This is a genomic window from Microbacterium sp. Bi128 (assembly GCF_918698205.1).
In genome coordinates this window covers 1-17,964 of sequence record NZ_CAKKMM010000045.1, presented here as the reverse complement: position 1 = coordinate 17,964, position 17,964 = coordinate 1, and the positions used below count along the sequence as shown (strand labels likewise).

Genomic DNA, 17,964 nt, shown 5'->3' with positions numbered 1-17,964 from the left:
CCTCGTGAGCGATCTCGCCACTTATCTGCTGAGCGGACTCACCCTCGCCGGTTCGTTCGCCCTCGTCGGCAGCGGCATCGTCGTGGTGTACCGCGTGACCCACGTGCTGAACTTCGCCCAGGGCTCCTTCGTGGTGTTCGGCGCGTTCCTCTCGCAGACCTTCCATCAGCTCGGCGTGCCCCCGGGGCTGGCGGAGCTGTCGGCGGTGATCGTGGTGGGGCTCATCGGGTTCGTCGTCGGCGCCGTCGCGATCGGAAAACCCGGCACGCACCCGATGACCTCGCTCCTGATCACCCTGGGCATGTCTCTCGTGTCCGCCGCCGTCATCATCGCGGTGTGGGGCCAGAACCCGGTCTCCCCTCCCGGCCTCACCGGAACGGTCCGTCTGTTCGGCGCCGAGGTCGAGGTCCAGCGGCTCCTCGTGCTCGGCGTGGCCGTCGTGACGCTGGCGCTCATGAGCGTGCTGTTCACCCGCACCGACATCGGTCGCGCGCTGACCGCGGCGGCATCCAATCCCCGTGCCGCACGTCTCGTGGGCATCGACACCCGGATCATGGGGCTGCTGTCCTTCACGATCGCGGGCGTCCTGGGCGGACTCGCCGGGGTGCTGATCGCGCCGACCACCGCCGTCTCGGTGACCTCCGACCTGCCGTTCGTGCTCAGCGCCCTGGCGGCCGCGGTCTTCGGCGGGCTCCGCAGCCCCTGGATGACCTTCGTCGGCGCCGTGGTGCTCGGCGTCACCGGACAGCTCGTCGCCGGCTACGCCAGCGGCTCCTACCAGACCCAGATCGCGCTCATCATGATGCTCGTCCTCATGATCGCTCGGTCGCGCTCGTTCACCGTCGAGGAGGCGAAATGAACCGCATCGTCATCGTGGTGGCCGCTGTCGCGGCCGCCCTGGCCCCGCTGCTGGTCTCCGACCAGACGTTCCTGGTGCAGACCGCGTTGGCCGCGATCGTCGTCACCGGCCTGTCGCTGTTCATGGGGTACGCCGGGCAGGCCTCGCTCGGACAGGGCGCCTTCGTGGCGGTGGGCGGCCTCACCGTCGCGGTGGGCACCGTCACCCTGGGCGTCCCCCCGGTTCTCGCTCTCGTGGTCGCGCCGCTCCTCGCCGCAGGGGCCGCCGCCCTCGTCGGGTGGCCCCTCCTGCGGCTGCGCGGCCACTACCTCGCGTTCGGGTCGCTCGCTGTGCTGCTGATCATCCAGACCGTGATGGCTACGCTGCCGTTGTTCGGGGCGGGCGTGGGGATCTTCGGCATCCCGCCGCTGTCGCTCGGGGGTCTCGTCGTGACCGATCAACGGGTGTACTCCTACTTGGCGCTCGCCGGGCTCGCCGTGGCGATTCTGGTGTGCCACAACCTCGTGCGGTCGCGGTTCGGGCGCGGCATCCGCGCGCTCGCCGGGAGCGAGTCGGCGGCGGCCTCCAGCGGCGTGCCGGTGCTCCGCAGCAAGCTCACGGTGTTCGCGGTCGCGGGCGGATTCGCGGGGTTCGCCGGGGCTCTGGGCGCCTTCTTCACGCCGTACGTCAGCCAGGACACCTACCCGCCGTTCGTCTCGTTCGGCTACGTCGTCATGGCCGTCGTCGGCGGACTCGGTTCGGTGTGGGGAGGTGTCGTGGGAACGGTGGCGCTGAGCCTGTGGCTGCAGGTGCTCAGCGTCCTCAGCGCCGCCCCGGGGATGCCCGCCGCAGCAGGGCCGATCCTGCAGTACGCGGGGTACGGGGTCGTGCTGGTGCTGTTCCTGCTCTTCGTTCCCCGGGGGATCGTCCCGACCGTCGCGGGGTGGCGGCGCCGGGCACGTCCCGTGCGGGAGGTCGTGGCGGCCGGTGTCTCGTAGGGTCGTCGGTCGGGGCTCCGCGCGTGCCCGGACCGCTGCGGGGGCGGGCGAGGTGGCCCGCCGTGCGGCCACGGGATCCCTCTCTTGCCCGACCATGTATACGTGGTATACATGGAGCGGGGCGACGGGGGAGGGGTCCAATGCAGAACGGCGCGAATCGATCGAGTTCGCGGGCTGCGAGCTCGCGGGCGGACGTCATGCGCTCCGAGGTCAACATGGCGATCGCGTGCGTTCTCCGTTACATGTCGGGCGACCTGTCACTCACGGAGGCGGCCGCGCGTGCGGAACTCCCGCGGAGCGTCGTGACCGAACTGAGCAGCGACCTCGCGGGCTACATCCTCCCGCGGGCGCTGCGATCGCTCAGGCACTCGCGGGGGCAGTCGGTCGCAAGCGACGAGCGAGAGTGTGCCATAACGAATCACTAACGTGCCACACTGGCGTGCAATGTTTACGTGGCTCTCCGGCAACCTTGTCCCGTGGTGGTGAGCGGCGCGCCTGATCCGTGGGCGGACTATTCGCGGCTGCTCGGGGCGAATCTCCAGCGCGCGCGCCTCGGCCTGGCGTTGACTCAAGAGCGCGTGGCCCACGCCGCCGGGTTGTCGACATTCACGTATCAGAAGCTGGAAAAAGGCGAATCCAATCCGGGCACGGCCGCGAATCCTCGCCTCCAGACGCTCATTTCGCTGGCGCTCGTCCTCGAGGTCGATGTCTCTGACCTCTTGCCGCCTCCGACCACGGACCTTCTCCCGCGCACCCAGTGACCCGTGGCGGAGAGGCGTGCAGCGGCTCACGGCCTAGAGAAGGCGTTCCTCGAAAAGGGCCACCAGCATTCTGGCCAGGCGGTGGGCGCTTTCCTTGCTGAGGACGAGACCGCGGCGGACATTGTCTTCGGGGGAGATCCAGACCCACGTGTCGCCCCATCGCGATTCGACGCCGACGGTGAGGTCTCCCGCGGCGACGTGATCGAAGGCCAGCCCGTCCGTGCCGTGACGTCGCTCGACGGCCGGGACGGACCTCGGGTCGCTCCGATGGGAGGCACCATGGGCTTCGAGGTGGTCATGTGATCCGTTGCACCACGGTGGGCAGGCGGCATCGATAGGCCACTGGTCAACGTGCATGTGACACCAATCTCACAGGGGCAAGCCACTCGCCCGTCGGTGCGGTGCTGCTTCGGGTCGCTGGGCAGGTCCGTGCCACGGATCGCGTCCTCGTCTCGGGCCCCCCGGCGTCGGTCGCGACAATACCACGCATACATGGTGTGCGGCGGTGTGTGAAGAACACCCGAGTACGTCACTCCTGGATTTCCACGTGCCATCCGTCGGCATTCGAGAGACACAACCGTTCGCCGCCGTCGGTCGCCTGAAAATCCAGGCGGGATGTCCACTGCGCGGCCCGGTGCACGCTCTTTCTCGACCGGCGGCGCGGCCGGCCGACAAGGGTGACATAGCCGTCCCAATGCTCGACGGTCCACGTCAAAGGGGGGAGTCCGTACCGTCGCCCCCAGGAATTGAGGGTGCGTCCGATCGCTTTCTGGAGTGCGGTGTCGAGTTCGTGCGCGATGTCCGCGGTTGCCCGGCCCCGCGCAGATTTGACCATGCATACATGGTATGCATCACGATGAGTCTGCGTGCAATCACGGCGACCGCAGAGCGCTTTCCCTGCTTCGTTACGATCGAGGAATCCCGCCCCGCATCCGGAGGTCACCGTGCCCGAACTCAGCAAAGACACCGTCCTGTGCATCTCGCTCTCGGGGCGCCCCTCGAACATCGGCACGCGCTTTCACAACTTCCTCTACGCCGAACTGGGCCTCGACTTCGTCTACAAGGCGTTCACCACGACCGACATTGCCGCCGCCATCGGCGGGGTCCGAGCTCTCGGCATCCGGGGCTGTTCGGTATCGATGCCCTTCAAAGAGGCGGTGATCCCGCTCGTCGATCACATCGAGCCCTCGGCCGCGGCGATCGGGTCGATCAACACGATCGTCAACGACGGGGGAGTGCTCACGGCCTCGAACACCGACTACGAAGCCATCGCGAGCCTCATCGACAGCCACCGCCTCGACCCGGCGGCATCCGTGCTCGTGCGCGGCTCGGGCGGCATGGCCAAGGCCGTGGTCGCGGCGTTCCACGGCGCCGGATTCGCCGACGTCACCGTGCTGGCGCGCAACGCCGAGGCGGGTCCCGCGCTCGCCGCGGCCTACGGCTTCCGCTGGATCGCCGACGACCCGGAGCCCGGTGCCGCGATCATCGTCAACGTCACTCCGCTCGGGATGGACGGGGCGGATGCCGAGACCCTGGCCTTCTCTCCCGCGCACATCGCCGCGGCGCACACGGTCTTCGACGTCGTCGCCTTTCCGGCGGAGACCCCGCTCATCCGCGCCGCGCGCGCGGCGGGGACGGACGTCATCACGGGCGCGGAGGTCATCGCGCTGCAGGCGGCCGGCCAGTTCGCGCGCTACACCGGCGTGACGCCGACGGCGGACCAGGTGGCCCGGGCGTCGGCGCATTCGCGCGCCTGACCCGCACGCTCCTCCGGCGTCAGCGCCTACTCGATGCGGATGCTGCCCGTCGCGGAGTGCTCGCGCGGCATCCGGTCGCGGTCGTACGTGATGTCGGTGTAGCCGTGCGGGGTCGGCTGCCCGTTCTCGTCGACGCTCACGAACACGAGCCGCTCGATGGTGAGGATCCGTTTGCGCGTGATCATGTTGCGCACCACGGCCCGCATCGTCAGGGACGTGCGTCCGAAGTGCGTCGCGGTCAGGCCCATCTCGATGAGATCGCCCTGCAGCGCCGACGCCTCGAAGTTGATCTCGGAGATCAGTTTCGTGACCACCCGGTAGTTGCCGAGCTGGATGATCGCGTAGATCGCCGCTTCCTCGTCGATCCAGCGCAGCAGGCTGCCGCCGAAGAGCGTGCCGTTGGCGTTGAGGTCCTCGGGTTTGACCCACTTGCGGGTGTGGAAATTGATGCCGTCTTCCGAGGGATGCCACTGCGATTTCGTCACACCGACCACGCTACTCGTGTGACGCGGGTGTCCCTCCGAGAGGTTCGGCCGTGCTCCGCTCAGAGGGCGACGCGAGCCTCGGTGTTGCCGCCGCACGTGTCCGAGCCGTCGACGCGCTTCCAGTCCGGGCGGACGGAGCCTTCGCGCACGACGGCGCCCGTGGCATCCGTCACTCGGTAACCGACGACGTCCCCTGCGCCGAAGAGCGGGGACACCACCCACCCGGTCGCGGTCTCGGTGGGCTCGAAATCCGACGTCGGTGAGGGCGTGCATCCCTCGCCATCGCACAGCTCGAGAGTAAGACCGGTGGTGGGGGTATCGAGGTCGAGGAAGAGCGTCGATGAGTACCCGATCGCCGTGCACGCGACCATCGGAGGGACACACCCTGTCAGGGGCAGGAGGGCGCCAACGAGGGCCAGGCCGACCACGGATCTGCGCATGCCCCGACGATAAAGCTGCCCCCGACCGGTCGCGGTGATCGTTACACGAACGAGAGGGCGGTCAGGGGCGCGAAGGCGTCGCCTCCGCGCCCCGTCGGGACTACTCGTAGCGCAGCGACTCCACGGGATCGGCCCGGGCGGCTCGCGCGGCGGGCAGGCTGCCGGCCAGGAACGCGATACCCATGATCGCCAGCGTCGTCCCCAGGATCGACAGCGGGTCGAAGGCGATGAGCTGCAGGCCCGGCAGATCGCTGAACAGCGTTTCGCCGAGCTGAGCGCTCACCGCGGTCCCGACCGCGATGGCGACCACCGCGCCGATCGCGCTGCCGAGGAGACCCAGGAGGATCGCCTCGAGACTGAAAAGCGAGAAGACGCGGCCGCTGCCCATCCCCATCGCCTTCATCAGGCCGATCTCGCGCGTGCGTTCCTGCACCGACATCAGCAGCGTGTTGACGATGCCGAAGCTCGCCGCCAGCAGCGCGATGATCGCGAACGCGTTGAGCACGAGCACGATCCCGTCGATGACGGCCTTGAACGTGCCCAGCTGGTCGGCGACGGTCCGGCCCGTGTAACCGGCGTCGGCGAGAGCGGTCTTCACCGCGTCGATCTGCTCCGGCGTCGCCGTCGACGACACGCGGGCGCTCGCGCTGGCGTACCGGTCGAGCTGGTCCTGCGGAACGCCCGTGTTCTGCAGCGAGAACAGGGAGTCCTGCAGCACGGTGTTGGTCGTGACCGCCGTGGTCGCGGCGAACGCCTCCTCGGTGACGCCGGTCACCGTGGCCTCGACGAGGTGCTGCGTCCGGACGGGGTCGGTCACCGCGATCGTCACGGTCTTCCCCGTCGCGTCCGCGGCGTCGGCGAAGCCCAGGGGCTCGACGAGCGACGCCGGCAGAGCCACCTCCGGTGCATCCGCGGCGTCGTCCGGTGCCGCGCCCGCCGACAGCTGCGGCGTCTGACCTCCGATGAGCCCACCGGCTGAGGCGACGTAGCGCTCCCCGCCGTCGTACTGGACGAAGTCGATCGACACGGACCGGACGGGGGAGACCTGCTCGATCCCGTCGATGCCCTCGATCGCGGCGATGTCGTCGTCGGTCAGCGCCGAGACGGAGCTCGTCGCTCCCGGCCGGCCCGGGCTCGTCTGCGCCGCCGCGATGGCATCCGGATCGTACTTCTGAGGGCCGGTGGATGCCGCGCCGTCGGTGGACGCCTTCGACACGGTCAGCACGTCGGAGGCGCCCATCGACGCGACCGTGTCGTCGATGAAGCGGTTGATGCCCGTTCCGAGACCGTTCGTCAGGGTGAGGGTGAAGGCGCCGACGAAGATCGCCAGTACCGTCAGGATCGTCCGCGTCTTGGACCGGAAGGTGTTGGCGAAAGCGCTCGAGATGAGGTCGGTGGTCTTCATGCTGCTCGTCCTTCCTCGGACACGATCACGCCATCGCGGATCTGGATGCGGCGGTCGCAGCGCGCCGCGAGGTCGTCGTCGTGCGTGACGACGATGAGGGTGATGCCGTGCTCGCGGTTGAGGCGGAACAGGATGTCCTCGACCACCGCGCCGGTCGCCGTGTCGAGGTTGCCGGTGGGCTCGTCGGCGAAGATCACCTGCGGGTCGTTGACGAGCGCACGGGCGATGACCGCGCGCTGCTTCTGGCCGCCCGAGAGCGCCGTCGCCTTGTTCTTCGCCTTGTCCTGCATGTCGAGTTCGGCCAGCGCCGCCATCCCGCGGCGTTTACGTTCGGCCCTCCCGACCCCGGCGATCTTCAACGGCAACACGACGTTGTCGAGCACCGAGGCGTTAGGGGTGAGGAAGAACTGCTGGAACACGAAGCCGAACGTCTCGTTGCGCGTGCGGTTGAGGCGGCTGCCGCGGAGGGTGCCGGCATCCGTCCCGTCCAAGGCGACGGTTCCGCTCGTGGGAGCGTCCATCAGCGCCAGCAGGTGCATGAGCGTGGACTTCCCGGAGCCGCTCTTGCCGACGATCGCGAGGCTCTCCCCTTTGGCGATGTCGAGCGAGACGCCGCGCAGCGCGTCGAAGCGGGCGGAGCCGCGGCCGTACGACTTGTGCAGGTCGGTGACGGAGAACAGCGGGGGAGGGTTTTCGGGTGTCATGGTCCCACCCTCGCCGCGACCGTCGGCGTGCGCGTCACTCCAGCGGGGTGGGTGTCTACCCCCACGGGGGGATCTGCGTCTGCCCCGAGACGGCGATGGCCGCGCAGCCCGCGGGCCGCCAGACTAGGACGATGCCCCTCGACGCGACGACCGACACGGCACCGCGGCTCGTGCCTCCCGTGCCGAGGTGGCTTCAGGACGTCCTGGTCGCGGTCCTCGTGATCGTGCCCGCGTTCGCTCCCGTCCCGTTCCCCGAGCTGCGGCCCTCCGGCCCCGTCGTGTTCGTCCTGGTGCTCCTCCCCGCGGCGGTGCTGCCGCTCCGTCGACGGTGGCCGCGCACGGTGTTCGTCGTCTGCATCGCGCTGTACGTGGCCGCGCTCGCCCTCGGCACGCTGTCGCCGGGGGTGACGGTCGCGATCGCGATCGCGGCGTATGGCCTGGGCGACCGGGTGAGCCGTCGCGCGGCGGCGCCGGTGGGCATCGCCGCCGTCGGGGTGGTCATCACGGCGAGCATCGTCGTGACGCTGACGACCGGGATGGACACCCACTTCCTCCAGGTCGGACTCGCCCTCGCCCTCGCGGGTGCACTGGGGAATGCCGCCCGGTCGCGGCGCGCGTACGTGGAGGCCGTCGTCGAACGCGCCCGACGTGCCGAGCAGACGCGCGAGGCCGAGGCGCGTCGCCGGGTCACCGAGGAGCGCCTGCGCATCGCGCGCGACCTGCACGACGCGGTGGCGCACCAGATCTCGGTCATCAGCCTGAATGCCGGCGTCGCCTCGTCGGCGCTCGAGACGCGTCCGGAACGCGCGCGAGAAGCGCTCGCGACCATCCGTTCGGCCTCGCGTGAGGTGCTGGGCGAGATCGGGTCGATGCTCACCGTGCTCCGCACCCCGGACGAAGTCGGGATCCGCGATCAGCCGGGGCTCGCCCGGCTGCCGGACGTCGTCGAGTCCGTACGCGTCGCCGGCTGGGACGTGGTGGTGCGCGACGAGATCGGTCTCGACACCGCGACGGCGGGTCTGCCGCTCGGCGTCGACATCGTCGCCTACCGCGTCGTGCAAGAGGGACTGACCAACGCGCTCAAGCACGGCGCCGCCCGGCGCGCGCACGTGCTGCTGCGCCGCGACGGCGACGTTCTCGAGGTCGTCGTCACCAATCCGTGGCAGCGCGCGACCGGGGCGCAGGACTCCCCGACGTCCGGCTTCGGACTCGTCGGTCTGCGGGAACGCGTCGACTCGGTCGGCGGCGAGCTGGAGGCAGGGCCGGCTCCCGGCGGCTTCCGTCTCGCCGCCCGGCTTCCCCTGGCCGCGCACGCAGGGACCACCCCCGGAGGGCTCTCGTGACCACCGTGCTCGTCGTCGACGATCAGGCGCTGATCCGCAGTGCCGTGCGCGACCTCCTGGACGCCGCATCCGGGATCGACGTCGTGGGGGAGGCCGCTGACGGAGAGGTGGCCGTCGAGCTCGCGCGCCGCCTGTCACCCGACGTCGTCGTGTGCGACATCCGGATGCCGCGGATGGATGGGATCGAGGCCACGCGCCGGATCTGCGCCGATCCCGCCCTGGCCGCGACGCGCGTCCTGATCCTCACGACGTTCGAGGAGGACGACTATGTCGTCGCGGCCCTCCGCGCCGGTGCGAGCGGGTTCATCGGCAAGGGGGCGGAGCCCGAGGAGATCGTGCACGCCGTCCTCGCCGTGGACGAGGGCGGTGCGCTGCTGTCGCCCGGGGCCACGCGCGCGATGATCGAGAGGTACGTCCGGCACGCGGCATCCGACGCTCCCGTCCCGTCGCCCGCGCTCGACGCTCTCACCGAACGGGAACGCGAAGTGCTCCAGCACGTGGGGCGCGGGCGCTCCAACGACGAGATCGCCGCGGTGCTGTTCATCTCCCCGCACACCGCGAAGACGCACGTGAAGAACACGATGCTCAAACTCGGCGCCCACGACCGCGCGCAACTGGTCATCGCCGCGTATGAGAGCGGGCTGGTCGTTCCCGGCGCGTGACGTCTCGGTGCGTCTCGTCGCTCGCCGTCCGCGGCGGCGCGTCGTGAGAACAGGGGGTGCGCCGAGAACAGGCCGATACCGGCGCGATCGGCCTGTTGCGGGTGCATCCCCTGTTCTGGACGCGCCGTCAGTCGCCGTCGCGGTCGAGGCCGCGCGCGCGGATCTCCTCGATGTCGAGGTCGGCGAGGATCCGCCGCGCCACGAGGTCGTCGATCGTGCCCTCCCGCCGCAGACGCAGCAGCACTTCGCGTTTGCGGTCGAGGATCGCCAGACGCAGACGCGTGGCTTCGCGATGCCGGAGGAGCGGCGAACGCTGGGTGATGTCGACGTCGTCGCTCACGGCGATCATCTCCAGGGGGCCCGCGGTCCGTCGCCCCTCGTCGTCCGTCGATCCCGGGGGGACGGGCCCCATGCGCGACGCGGCCTCGTCCCCGCCGTCGTCCATCTCTTCCTCGCGGTCACGCTCCTCGGCGGCGCGCTGCCGCGCCACGGCGCGGGCGTTCGCCAGTTCCAACCGCTCGTAGCCCTCGCGTCGCGCGCGGTCGCGCACGTCGTCGCTCACGCCGTGCTCGGCGGCCAGGTCGTCGAGCGCCGAGAGCGCCGCACCCGAGATCGCGCGCTGCGCGAGCTCGAATTCCTCTACCGCCGCATCGTCGGAGGGCAGCTTCGCCCACCGGATCACGACCGGCAGGAGGGGCCCCTGCACGAGCAGGGTCAGCACGATCACGCCGGCGGTGACGAAGACGACGGCCTCGCGTCCCGCCACCGGCGTGCCGTCGGCGGTGGTGAGGGGCACCGACAGGGCGATCGCGAGTGACACGGCGCCGCGGAACCCCGCGACCGTGCTGACCACCCGCGAGCGGTGCCGGGACGACGTCGACGCCGAGGCCGACGGCCGCGAGAACGGCGAGAACACCCACTGGAACAGGTACCGCACGGCGGCGAGCACGAGCCACGCGGCCACGGTGACCAGCAGCAGGATGCCGATCTCCGACGGCGAGATCTCGTGGAGGACCAGTTGCACCTCGATCCCGATGAGGACGAACAGCGCGCCGTTGAGGAGGTAGACGCCGAAGGGCCACGTGGCATCCGCCGCCCGGCGGGACATCGCCGTGGTGATCCGTGGAGAGATCCAGGCCACGATGAGCCCGGCGAACACGACCGCCAAGACCCCCGACGCGTGGGAGATCTCGGCCACGAGGAACGCCACGAACGGCACGAGCACCAGCGTCAGGTTGATCGTGAGCGTCGACTCCATGCGTCGCAGCGCCAGGAAGGCGAGGGCCGCGACGGCGATGCCGGCGGCCGCGCCGCCGAGGTAGGACACCAGCACCATCCCGGTGATCTGCCACGGCGTGACCTGGTTGCCGATGAGGAGCGACACCGCGATGGAGTACAGCACGAGCGCCGTGCCGTCGTTGGTGAGGCTCTCGGCCTTGAGCTTCATGAACGTCTTCTCGGGCAGCAGCCGGCCGAGCGCGGCGACCGCGGTGGCATCCGGCGGGGCGACCGCCGCACCCAGCACGAGGGCGGCCTCCCACGGCACACCCATCCACGTCGCGACCCCGGCGACGGCGAACGCGGATGCCACGACCAGCAACGTGCTCATCGGCACGATGTACCGCAGCGACCGACGCACGGAGCGGAGTGAGGTGGTCCACGCCTCGCGGAACAGCATGACGGGGAGGAACAGCAACAGCACCGTCTCGGGCGGGAGCTCGATCTGGCGCAGCTCCGGCACGAATCCCAGCGCCAAGCCGATCACCAGGAGCACGAGCGGCGTGGCCACGCGCAGGCGCGGGGCCAGGACCGTCCCCACGAGCATCGCGAGCCCGAGCAGAACCGTGACCTCGAGTCCTTGCATCCCCAACCGCCTCTCACCGCGCCCTCAGCACACAGCGTAGAGAGGGGACCGAGAATTCCCGAGGTGGCGTTCGCCGTGGGCGTGCACTCGCCGAGCCGCGAGCGGTCCCGGGGGATGGGGTCACGCGCGCGGCGGCGGTGGGTGGCGCACGTCTCGCGGGAAATATCGGTCCACAGGGAGTCAAGTGGAACTTTCCTCGGCCGATGTGGATGCGCAAGGGTGATCCAATGAGCAACATGGGATCAAGAGAGCGCGTCTTTATGAGTCCAATAGACCTAAAGTGGACTGTTTCGGAACTCCTCGACTGGATCGGTGCCGACGACGCCCGCTGCCACGACGAGCGGCTGGACGGTCTGCTGAGCGCCGTCGAGCGCGCGCTCGGGTCCGATGCCGACCGGGCTCGCTCGACGGTCGTGCTCGTTCGGTCGATCGTCGCCCGCGTGGCGGCGGAGGCGGCTCTGCGGGATCTGCGTCTCGACGAGCTGTGCGACACCCCGCGGGACCGTGGTCTCGAGGCGGTGGATGCCGTCCGCCTCGCGCCCGTGACCCTGGTCACCGCGTAGGCGGCGGATGAGAACTCTCGAGGCCGCGGTGCGCGGCCGGGGTGAGCTGCCACTGCCGTCGGAACGCGCGCGTGTACGACGTCGGGTCGGAGAACCCGCAGGCGAGCGCGATCTCGACGACCGACAGGCTGGTCGTCTCGAGCAGTCGTCGAGAGCGCTCGAGACGGGTGCGGCGGATCTCGGCCGCGGGGCTGCTCCCCACCTCCGCGAACGCCGCGTGGACCGTGCGTTCGGAGACACCGGCCGCGTCGGCGAGCGTGCTCACCCGGAGCCCGGGGTCGGCGACGCTGCGGAGGATGCGGGCGCGCACGTCCGCGCGCAGGGCCGCAGGGGAGCGCGAGCGCGAGGGCGTCCCGGAGTGGTGGGCCAAGACCTCCCTGAGCAGCTCCGCGCTCACCCGGGCGGTCTCCGCCGGCGACGACAACAGGCCGCGGCCCGCGAGCGATGAACCGACGACTCGCGCGAGCAAGCCCAACGTGCCCGCCCGGGACGTGCGCAGCGGTGCCGCCACCACCTGCCGAAGCCGATCCATCGAGAGCCCCACGGCGGGGGTGGGCACCCGCACGACGAGGATGTCGACCTCGCTGGGGAACGTCAGGCGATAGGGAGCGTCCGCGAGATACAGCACGCCTTCGGCGGGGCGGACGACGGTGGTCCTGCCTTGCTGCGCCACGTGCCCCGACCCGCGCAGCTGGAGGGAGAAGAGGGCGATCTCCGAATCGACGGAATCGATGAGCTCTTCCGCACGGACGACCTCGCCCCGGGTCGAGCGGACCCGCGAGTAGGAGACGTCGGCGACGCTTTCGTAGTCGACGCGCACGCGCGGAGCGGGTCCATCGCCGGTGACGTGAAGCGGGACGAACAGGTCGGACGCGAGCTCCTGCCAACGCTCGCCCGCCGTGAGCCGTGCCGTCACCATGCGACCAGTGTGGCGGCCGGGGGTTTCGCGCGTGTTGTCGCCGGACGTCGGGGCTCGAACGCGAGCGTCGCTCGTGTAACGGTCATGTTGCGCGGCCGCGATCCTGCGGAGAATGCCAGGTTCCGTGCAGATCGGGACTCCCCGGATGCGAGGGGCCGGCCGTAGTTTTCCGTCAGCCGGTGGGACATTCGGATCGCCCGGCTCCCACGATGAAGGAGATCTCATGACCCGCGTCCGCGCCGCTGCCGTTCAGGCCGAGCCCGTCTGGTTCGACCTCGACGCGACCACCGCCAAGACGGTGGAGATCATCGGACAGGCCGCCGCGGAGGGCGCCGACCTCGTCGCCTTCCCCGAGACCTGGCTGCCCGGATACCCCCTCTTCCTGTGGGGGATGACGGCGGGAGAGCAGATTCCCCTCGCCGCCCTCTACCGCGCGAACTCGCCACACATCGACGGACCGGAGATCGCCCGCATCCGCGAGGCGGCCGCCGAGCACGAGATCACGGTCGTGCTCGGTCTCAGCGAGCGGGACCACGGGTCCCTCTACATGGCGCAACTCATCATCGGTCCGGACGGCAACGTGCTGCTGCACCGCCGCAAGCTCAAGCCGACGTTCGTCGAACGCACGCTGTTCGGCGAGGGGGACGGATCGGGGCTGCAGGTCATCGACACGCCGCTCGGACGACTCGGGGCGCTCAACTGCTGGGAGCACCTGCAGCCGCTCCTGAAGTTCAGCATGTACGCGCAGCACGAGCAGATCCACGTCGGAGCGTGGCCGCCGTTTGGCGATCAGCTGGCCCAGTTCTCCGCCGAGGCGTCGATCGCGATGAGCCGGACCTATGCCATGGAGGGCGGGGTCTTCGTGCTCATGGCCAACGGCGTCATGAACAACGTCCCCGGCTTCACCGGGGGCGGGGCCGCGGGGATCTACGGCCCCGACGGAGCGCTCCTGAGCGAGCCCATCGACCCGACGCGAGAGGGGCTGGCCGTCGCCGACCTCGACCTCGACGCCATCGGCATCGCGAAGGGATTCGCCGACCCCGTCGGCCACTACGCGCGCCCCGACGTCTTCACCTTCTCGGTCGACCGCACGGCGCGGCCGGCGGCATCTGTGGGTCCCGTCGGCGAGAGCGAGCCTGCCCGCCCGGCCGGCGCGGACGACGGAGAGCTGCCGTCGATCGCGATGTGAGCGAGACGGTGGAGGCGCGTGCCCGGGCTCAGGCCGGCAGCGCCACCTTCGCCTTCGCCCACGAGCGTCCGCGGGTGTCCTTGAGGATGTCGTACTCGACGTCGACGTGGGGCTCGATCGCGCTGTACTTGTCGTTCGGGGCACCGATGACGAGCTGGAACCCGAGGCCTCGCCACGCGCCGATCGCGCGCTTGGTGAAGTGCGCGTCGGCCTTGATGAGCGCCTCGTCGAGGAACACCGGGGCGTAGCGCGGGCGTTCGGCTCCGGCATCCCCGAGCTGGTACCGCAGCGCGGCGCCGACGATGAAGGCGATGAGCTCTTGCGACTCGCCACCGGACTTCTCGCCGATGTGGTCGTACAGCGCGACGTGCTCGCCGGTCGCGGCACGGAAGCGCTCGGCGCTCACCCGCACGTGGTTGCGCACGTCGATGAGGTCGGCGAAGTCGGGGGCGGTGGAGCGGATGCGGCCGATGAGTCGCGCCATCCGCACGTACACGGCCTCGCGCTCCTCGTCGCTCCCGGCCGCGTCGATCGCCGCGCGGACGTCCCGCAGCTCGCGACGGAATCGGCGCCGCACCTCGGACTGGCTCTCGCGCGGAACGATCTGCAGGCGGTGCTCGTCGTCGTAGAACGGCAGGTCGCGCATGATGTCGTTGATCGGGGCGATGCGGTCGCGGATCTCGCGCAGCGCCCGCGTGAGCGAGGAGTCGAGGTTCGTGAGGTCGTTGCCCGACAGGCGCAGCAGGCTGTCGCGCCACTCGGCCTCGAGCTCGTGCAGGCCGCTGGCCTCGAGATCGGCGAGGATCCGCTCGAAGTCGCCCAGCGACTCGTCGGGGTCGGCGAGGAGGTTCGGGCTCGGCCACCGGTCGATGAAGGCGGTCAGGGTGCGCCGCAGGCCCTCGCGCTGGTCGCTCCAGGTCTCCTGCGCGGCGCGCTGGTCCTCGAGCAGGCGCTTCGACGCCGACTCGAGCGCCGCGTCGAACCGCGCGAGGCGCTCGGACGGCGACCGGTCCTCGCCGTCGGGGGCGACGAAGAGGGCGTCGAGGTAGGCGGCTTCGTCGGCCGTGAGGGTGAGACCGGCGTCCTCGGCATCCTCGAGGCGCGCGTGGGCGGCGTCGACCTCGTCGGTGACCTCGGCCCACCGGGCCGCGAGCCGCTGCTGCTCGGTCTTGGCCGCGCCGATCTCCTCGCGCAGGCGCGCGGCGCGGGCACGCGTCCCCGAGATCTGCTCCTGCAGCTCGGCGATGCGGGGGTTGCCGGCCGTCACCTCGGCGATCGTCTCGTTCCAGCGTTCGAGTTCGCGATCGACGGATGCCGTGTCCACCTGCTCCCACGTGAGGTCGGCGATCTTCTCCAGGGCGCTGCGCCGGTCGTCGAACGCGTCGAGGGCGGCCGCGGCCTCGTCGACGGCGGCCTTGGCCGAAGCGAGGTCGGCGCGGGCCCGAGAGATCTGCTCGCCCAGGTCGCTCAGGCGCGCACGGCTGGAGAACCCGAGGATGCTCTGCCGCACCGAACCGCCATGGGCACCGCGCGCGCCCTGGCTGGTCTGCCCCGTGATCGTGAGGGCCATCCGGTGCTGCGACAGCTCGCGGGCGGCATCCACGCACACGAACGAGAACTGCTGCTCCAGGCGGTCCTGCAGCCAGCCCGTGAACGGGGTGCTGCGGTAGTCCAGGCGCCCGGGGAGAGCGGCCGGGTCCAGCCCGGCGCGCTCGGGCAGGCCGGTCGAGACGCCCTCGAACCGCAGCCGCTCCGACAAGCGCACGCCGTCGATCGCGGCGCGGAAGGATGCCAGGTGCGCGGCATCCACGAGGAGGGTCGTGGCGAAACCGCCCAGGGCGAGGGTGAACGCCCCGCGCCACGGCTCGAACTCGGTGCGGACGTCGACGAGTTCGGCGACGAACGGCAGCTCTGCGGCGGTGAGCCCGGCAGCTTCGGCGAGCGCTTCGCGCGCCTCGTGCAGCCGCGGCGGGATGTTGTCGTCGCGCGTCTGGGTGCGGCGGTGCTCGGTCTCGAGGGTCGCGAGCTGCTGACGCGCCTCGGTGTGCCGGCTGCTCGCGGTCACGAAGGCCTCGCGCACCGCGCTCTTGGCATCCGCGTCGCCGAGCGTGCGGCGGGCGTCGTCGGCCAGCGCCGCGAACTGCTTCGCGGTGCCGACCTCGGCGCCGAGCACCGCCAGAGCGGCCTCGAACCTCTCGCGGTCGCGCACCATCCCGGCGCGGCGACGCTCGAGAACGCGGAGCTCGCGCTGCGCCGCGTCGAGTCGGTCGCCGCCGGCGGCCCGCAGCACATCGCCGAGTCCGTCGCGCTCCGCTTCGGCGGCGTCGGCGAGGGCCTGGCGTTCGCGCACGAGCGCGTCGGTGGCGTGGGTGCGTTCGCGCAGTTCGTCCTCGACGGCGCCGAGCAGATCGACGCGGCGCTGCGCGCGCCACAGCGACGCGCGCGAGGCCGGGTCGCCGAAGCGCCCCAGGGCTTCGATGATGCGCACGCGTTCGGCGGCCTCGTCGATGCGCGCCTTCATCGTGCGGATCGGCTGCAGCGCCCGCACTTGCTGGCGCGCCTCGAGCATGCGGGTGCGGGTGCTCTCGAGGCCGTCGAAGTGCGCGACGACGGCCTCGGCGGTCGCGAGGGTTTCGGGCTCCTCCAGCACCATGCGCTTGTAGAGGTCGTCGACGGTCGTGATCTGCTGCCCCGCCTGGATGCGCGCGAGCAGGCTCATCGCCTTCGCGCCGGAACCGGCCGCGCCGATGCCGAGGACCGCGTGCAACCGCGCCGAGAACTCGCGGTCGGTCGCGAGGGTGTCCAGGCCCGTCGCACGGACCGCGGCGTCGGAGAGGTGCTGCTGCGCAGCGCGTTCCAGCCCGCGCAGGTCGAAGTCGCCGTGGATCGTTCCGCGCACCTTGACCGCGTCGTCGAGGACGCGCGCCGAGGCGGGGAAGTACCAGGCGCGCACGGCCGTGAACCGCGCGCCGTCGTGGTCGACCCACGTCATCGCGATCGCCGTCCACGTGTCGGTGCCGTCGCCGCGCAGCACCCGCACTTTCGTGCCCTCGTCGGTGCGAGACTCGTCGAGCTTGCCGCGGCCGTACGAGAGGATGTTGCGTTGCTCCTGCCCGCGGGGGCGCCCGACGACCGCGCCGTTGGAGGCGCCGTTGAACGGGGTCGTGTGGGGCATCATCAGCGCGACGTAGGCGTCCATGAGCGTGGACTTGCCCGATCCGGAACCGCCGCACAGCAGCGTCGCGGTCGGCGCGAAGCGCACGCGGTGCTCGCCGTCGTAGCCGCCCCAGTTGATCAGCTGGAGCTCATGGGCGACCCACTGCTGACCGCGCGAGGCGGCGGGGATGAGGCCGAACAGCGTCTCGAGCATCGTCATGCGGGTTCTCCCTCGGCCGTGTCGGATGCCGGCGCTTCGCCCGCCGGCGGCGTCGCGGTCGCGGCATCCGTCGTCTGCGCGTCGAGCCACTTCTGCAGTTCGCGCAGCACCTCGGCGCTGAGCACGATCTCGATGAGCGGCCCGATGCGGAAGCGCCCCTCGGACTCCTCCTCGATGATCCCCTCGCGGTCGAGGCGCGCGATCGCGGTGCGGACCGCTCGCTGCTGGCTCGCGCGGGTGCCGTCGCTCTCGGCGAAGTACGTCAGGACCGTCTGCTCGACCTCTTCGACGTCGACGCGCGCCGACGGCGCACCCGCGGTGGTCTCGCGCTGGAACACCGTGCGCAGGTACACCAGCACGAGCGTCTCGGCGCGCGAGTAGGCCTCGTCCTTGAGCAGGATCGGCACCTCGACCTCGTCGCTGCGCACCTGCTCCTTGTAGGCGACGCCGCGATCGTGGTCGACGACGAGCCGCACGAACAGGTCGTTCAGCCGCGACTCGATCATCTGCTGGTGCTCGAGCAGCAGCTTCCACTCGGCGGGGGAGTTCTCGGCGAGCAAGAACCGCCGCTGCAGGATCCGCACGAGCACGCGCCGCACATCGGCGTCCAGGATGCCGCGGTCCCCGGGGAACAGGGCGTCGGGGTCGTTCTCCATCGGG

The 17,964-nt window shown here is 70.8% G+C and carries 18 protein-coding genes; 8 read left to right on the top strand and 10 right to left on the bottom strand.

Going from position 1 to position 17,964, the window contains the following annotated elements:
• From LQV45_RS06045 to LQV45_RS06035, 3 genes are all read left to right on the top strand, one after another.
• Positions 1 to 859, top strand: an 859-nt coding sequence (locus LQV45_RS06045) for a branched-chain amino acid ABC transporter permease (RefSeq protein ID WP_230006212.1), incomplete at its 5' end; no start/stop codon positions are given.
• Positions 856 to 1,836 carry a branched-chain amino acid ABC transporter permease gene (locus tag LQV45_RS06040; RefSeq protein ID WP_230006211.1) on the top strand — a complete coding sequence of 327 codons (981 nt, stop codon included), beginning with the start codon at positions 856 to 858 and terminating at the stop codon, positions 1,834 to 1,836. The genes LQV45_RS06045 and LQV45_RS06040, both read left to right, overlap by 4 nt.
• A gap of 476 nt (positions 1,837 to 2,312) precedes the next feature.
• Positions 2,313 to 2,597, top strand: coding sequence for a helix-turn-helix transcriptional regulator (locus tag LQV45_RS06035; protein ID WP_230006210.1), 285 nt, complete (start codon positions 2,313 to 2,315; stop codon positions 2,595 to 2,597).
• A gap of 33 nt (positions 2,598 to 2,630) precedes the next feature.
• On the opposite strand, the gene LQV45_RS06030 is transcribed toward LQV45_RS06035, so the two are convergent.
• Positions 2,631 to 2,954, bottom strand: a complete 324-nt coding sequence (locus LQV45_RS06030) for a hypothetical protein (RefSeq protein WP_230006209.1) — start codon at positions 2,952 to 2,954, stop codon at positions 2,631 to 2,633.
• A 172-nt stretch (positions 2,955 to 3,126) separates the two neighbouring features.
• Positions 3,127 to 3,432 carry a hypothetical protein gene (locus tag LQV45_RS06025; protein ID WP_230006208.1) on the bottom strand — a complete coding sequence of 102 codons (306 nt, stop codon included), beginning with the start codon at positions 3,430 to 3,432 and terminating at the stop codon, positions 3,127 to 3,129.
• A 109-nt stretch (positions 3,433 to 3,541) separates the two neighbouring features.
• Between LQV45_RS06025 and LQV45_RS06020 the strand changes: the two genes are divergently transcribed.
• Positions 3,542 to 4,354 (top strand): shikimate 5-dehydrogenase, encoded by an 813-nt coding sequence (locus LQV45_RS06020; RefSeq protein ID WP_230006207.1) that lies wholly within the window; start codon positions 3,542 to 3,544, stop codon positions 4,352 to 4,354.
• A 26-nt stretch (positions 4,355 to 4,380) separates the two neighbouring features.
• Here LQV45_RS06020 and LQV45_RS06015 read toward each other — a convergent pair whose 3' ends face one another.
• From LQV45_RS06015 to LQV45_RS06000, 4 genes are all read right to left on the bottom strand, one after another.
• Entirely contained in the window at positions 4,381 to 4,839 is a 459-nt protein-coding gene (locus tag LQV45_RS06015; protein ID WP_138175688.1) for an acyl-CoA thioesterase, read from the bottom strand.
• Between the two features lie 59 nt (positions 4,840 to 4,898).
• Positions 4,899 to 5,279 (bottom strand): hypothetical protein, encoded by a 381-nt coding sequence (locus LQV45_RS06010; protein WP_230006206.1) that lies wholly within the window; start codon positions 5,277 to 5,279, stop codon positions 4,899 to 4,901.
• Positions 5,280 to 5,379: 100 nt separating this feature from the next.
• On the bottom strand, positions 5,380 to 6,684 hold the full coding sequence (locus LQV45_RS06005) for an ABC transporter permease (RefSeq protein WP_230006205.1): 1,305 nt from the start codon (positions 6,682 to 6,684) through the stop codon (positions 5,380 to 5,382).
• On the bottom strand, positions 6,681 to 7,388 hold the full coding sequence (locus LQV45_RS06000) for an ABC transporter ATP-binding protein (protein ID WP_230006204.1): 708 nt from the start codon (positions 7,386 to 7,388) through the stop codon (positions 6,681 to 6,683). The genes LQV45_RS06005 and LQV45_RS06000 overlap by 4 nt, the downstream gene beginning before the upstream one ends.
• Positions 7,389 to 7,519: 131 nt before the next feature.
• Between LQV45_RS06000 and LQV45_RS05995 the strand changes: the two genes are divergently transcribed.
• Positions 7,520 to 8,731, top strand: a complete 1,212-nt coding sequence (locus LQV45_RS05995; RefSeq protein WP_230006203.1) for a sensor histidine kinase — start codon at positions 7,520 to 7,522, stop codon at positions 8,729 to 8,731.
• Entirely contained in the window at positions 8,728 to 9,393 is a 666-nt protein-coding gene (locus LQV45_RS05990) for a response regulator transcription factor (protein WP_230006202.1), read from the top strand. Before LQV45_RS05995 ends, LQV45_RS05990 begins: the two co-directional genes overlap by 4 nt.
• A 127-nt stretch (positions 9,394 to 9,520) precedes the next feature.
• Here the strand turns inward: LQV45_RS05990 and LQV45_RS05985 are convergent, their stop codons facing one another.
• Entirely contained in the window at positions 9,521 to 11,257 is a 1,737-nt protein-coding gene (locus LQV45_RS05985; RefSeq protein ID WP_230006201.1) for a Na+/H+ antiporter, read from the bottom strand.
• 227 nt (positions 11,258 to 11,484) lie between these two features.
• On the opposite strand from LQV45_RS05985, the gene LQV45_RS05980 reads away from it, so the two are divergent.
• On the top strand, positions 11,485 to 11,820 hold the full coding sequence (locus LQV45_RS05980; protein ID WP_230006200.1) for a hypothetical protein: 336 nt from the start codon (positions 11,485 to 11,487) through the stop codon (positions 11,818 to 11,820).
• Here LQV45_RS05980 and LQV45_RS05975 read toward each other — a convergent pair.
• Positions 11,810 to 12,739 carry a helix-turn-helix domain-containing protein gene (locus LQV45_RS05975; protein WP_230006199.1) on the bottom strand — a complete coding sequence of 310 codons (930 nt, stop codon included), beginning with the start codon at positions 12,737 to 12,739 and terminating at the stop codon, positions 11,810 to 11,812. The two genes, LQV45_RS05980 and LQV45_RS05975, sit on opposite strands and share 11 nt — an antisense overlap.
• A gap of 223 nt (positions 12,740 to 12,962) precedes the next feature.
• On the opposite strand from LQV45_RS05975, the gene LQV45_RS05970 reads away from it, so the two are divergent.
• On the top strand, positions 12,963 to 13,928 hold the full coding sequence (locus LQV45_RS05970) for a carbon-nitrogen hydrolase family protein (RefSeq protein WP_230006198.1): 966 nt from the start codon (positions 12,963 to 12,965) through the stop codon (positions 13,926 to 13,928).
• A 28-nt stretch (positions 13,929 to 13,956) separates the two neighbouring features.
• On the opposite strand, the gene LQV45_RS05965 is transcribed toward LQV45_RS05970, so the two are convergent.
• Entirely contained in the window at positions 13,957 to 17,304 is a 3,348-nt protein-coding gene (locus LQV45_RS05965) for an ATP-binding protein (RefSeq protein WP_230006197.1), read from the bottom strand.
• The coding region (locus LQV45_RS05960) for a DUF4194 domain-containing protein (RefSeq protein ID WP_308288824.1) at positions 17,301 to 17,964 on the bottom strand (664 nt) is incomplete at its 5' end. The genes LQV45_RS05965 and LQV45_RS05960, both read right to left, overlap by 4 nt.

What these genes read in the sequence shown, in the direction of transcription:
- LQV45_RS06040 (WP_230006211.1), top strand. Translation starts at nt 856, where the DNA reads ATGAACCGCATCGTCATCGTGGTGGCCGCTGTCGCGGCCGCCCTGGCC.
- LQV45_RS06030 (WP_230006209.1), bottom strand. Translation starts at nt 2,954, where the DNA reads ATGCACGTTGACCAGTGGCCTATCGATGCCGCCTGCCCACCGTGGTGC.
- LQV45_RS06025 (WP_230006208.1), bottom strand. Translation starts at nt 3,432, where the DNA reads ATGGTCAAATCTGCGCGGGGCCGGGCAACCGCGGACATCGCGCACGAA.
- LQV45_RS06010 (WP_230006206.1), bottom strand. Translation starts at nt 5,279, where the DNA reads ATGCGCAGATCCGTGGTCGGCCTGGCCCTCGTTGGCGCCCTCCTGCCC.
- LQV45_RS06005 (WP_230006205.1), bottom strand. Translation starts at nt 6,684, where the DNA reads ATGAAGACCACCGACCTCATCTCGAGCGCTTTCGCCAACACCTTCCGG.
- LQV45_RS06000 (WP_230006204.1), bottom strand. Translation starts at nt 7,388, where the DNA reads ATGACACCCGAAAACCCTCCCCCGCTGTTCTCCGTCACCGACCTGCAC.
- LQV45_RS05995 (WP_230006203.1), top strand. Translation starts at nt 7,520, where the DNA reads ATGCCCCTCGACGCGACGACCGACACGGCACCGCGGCTCGTGCCTCCC.
- LQV45_RS05985 (WP_230006201.1), bottom strand. Translation starts at nt 11,257, where the DNA reads ATGCAAGGACTCGAGGTCACGGTTCTGCTCGGGCTCGCGATGCTCGTG.
- LQV45_RS05980 (WP_230006200.1), top strand. Translation starts at nt 11,485, where the DNA reads ATGAGCAACATGGGATCAAGAGAGCGCGTCTTTATGAGTCCAATAGAC.
- LQV45_RS05975 (WP_230006199.1), bottom strand. Translation starts at nt 12,739, where the DNA reads ATGGTGACGGCACGGCTCACGGCGGGCGAGCGTTGGCAGGAGCTCGCG.
- LQV45_RS05970 (WP_230006198.1), top strand. Translation starts at nt 12,963, where the DNA reads ATGACCCGCGTCCGCGCCGCTGCCGTTCAGGCCGAGCCCGTCTGGTTC.
- LQV45_RS05965 (WP_230006197.1), bottom strand. Translation starts at nt 17,304, where the DNA reads ATGACGATGCTCGAGACGCTGTTCGGCCTCATCCCCGCCGCCTCGCGC.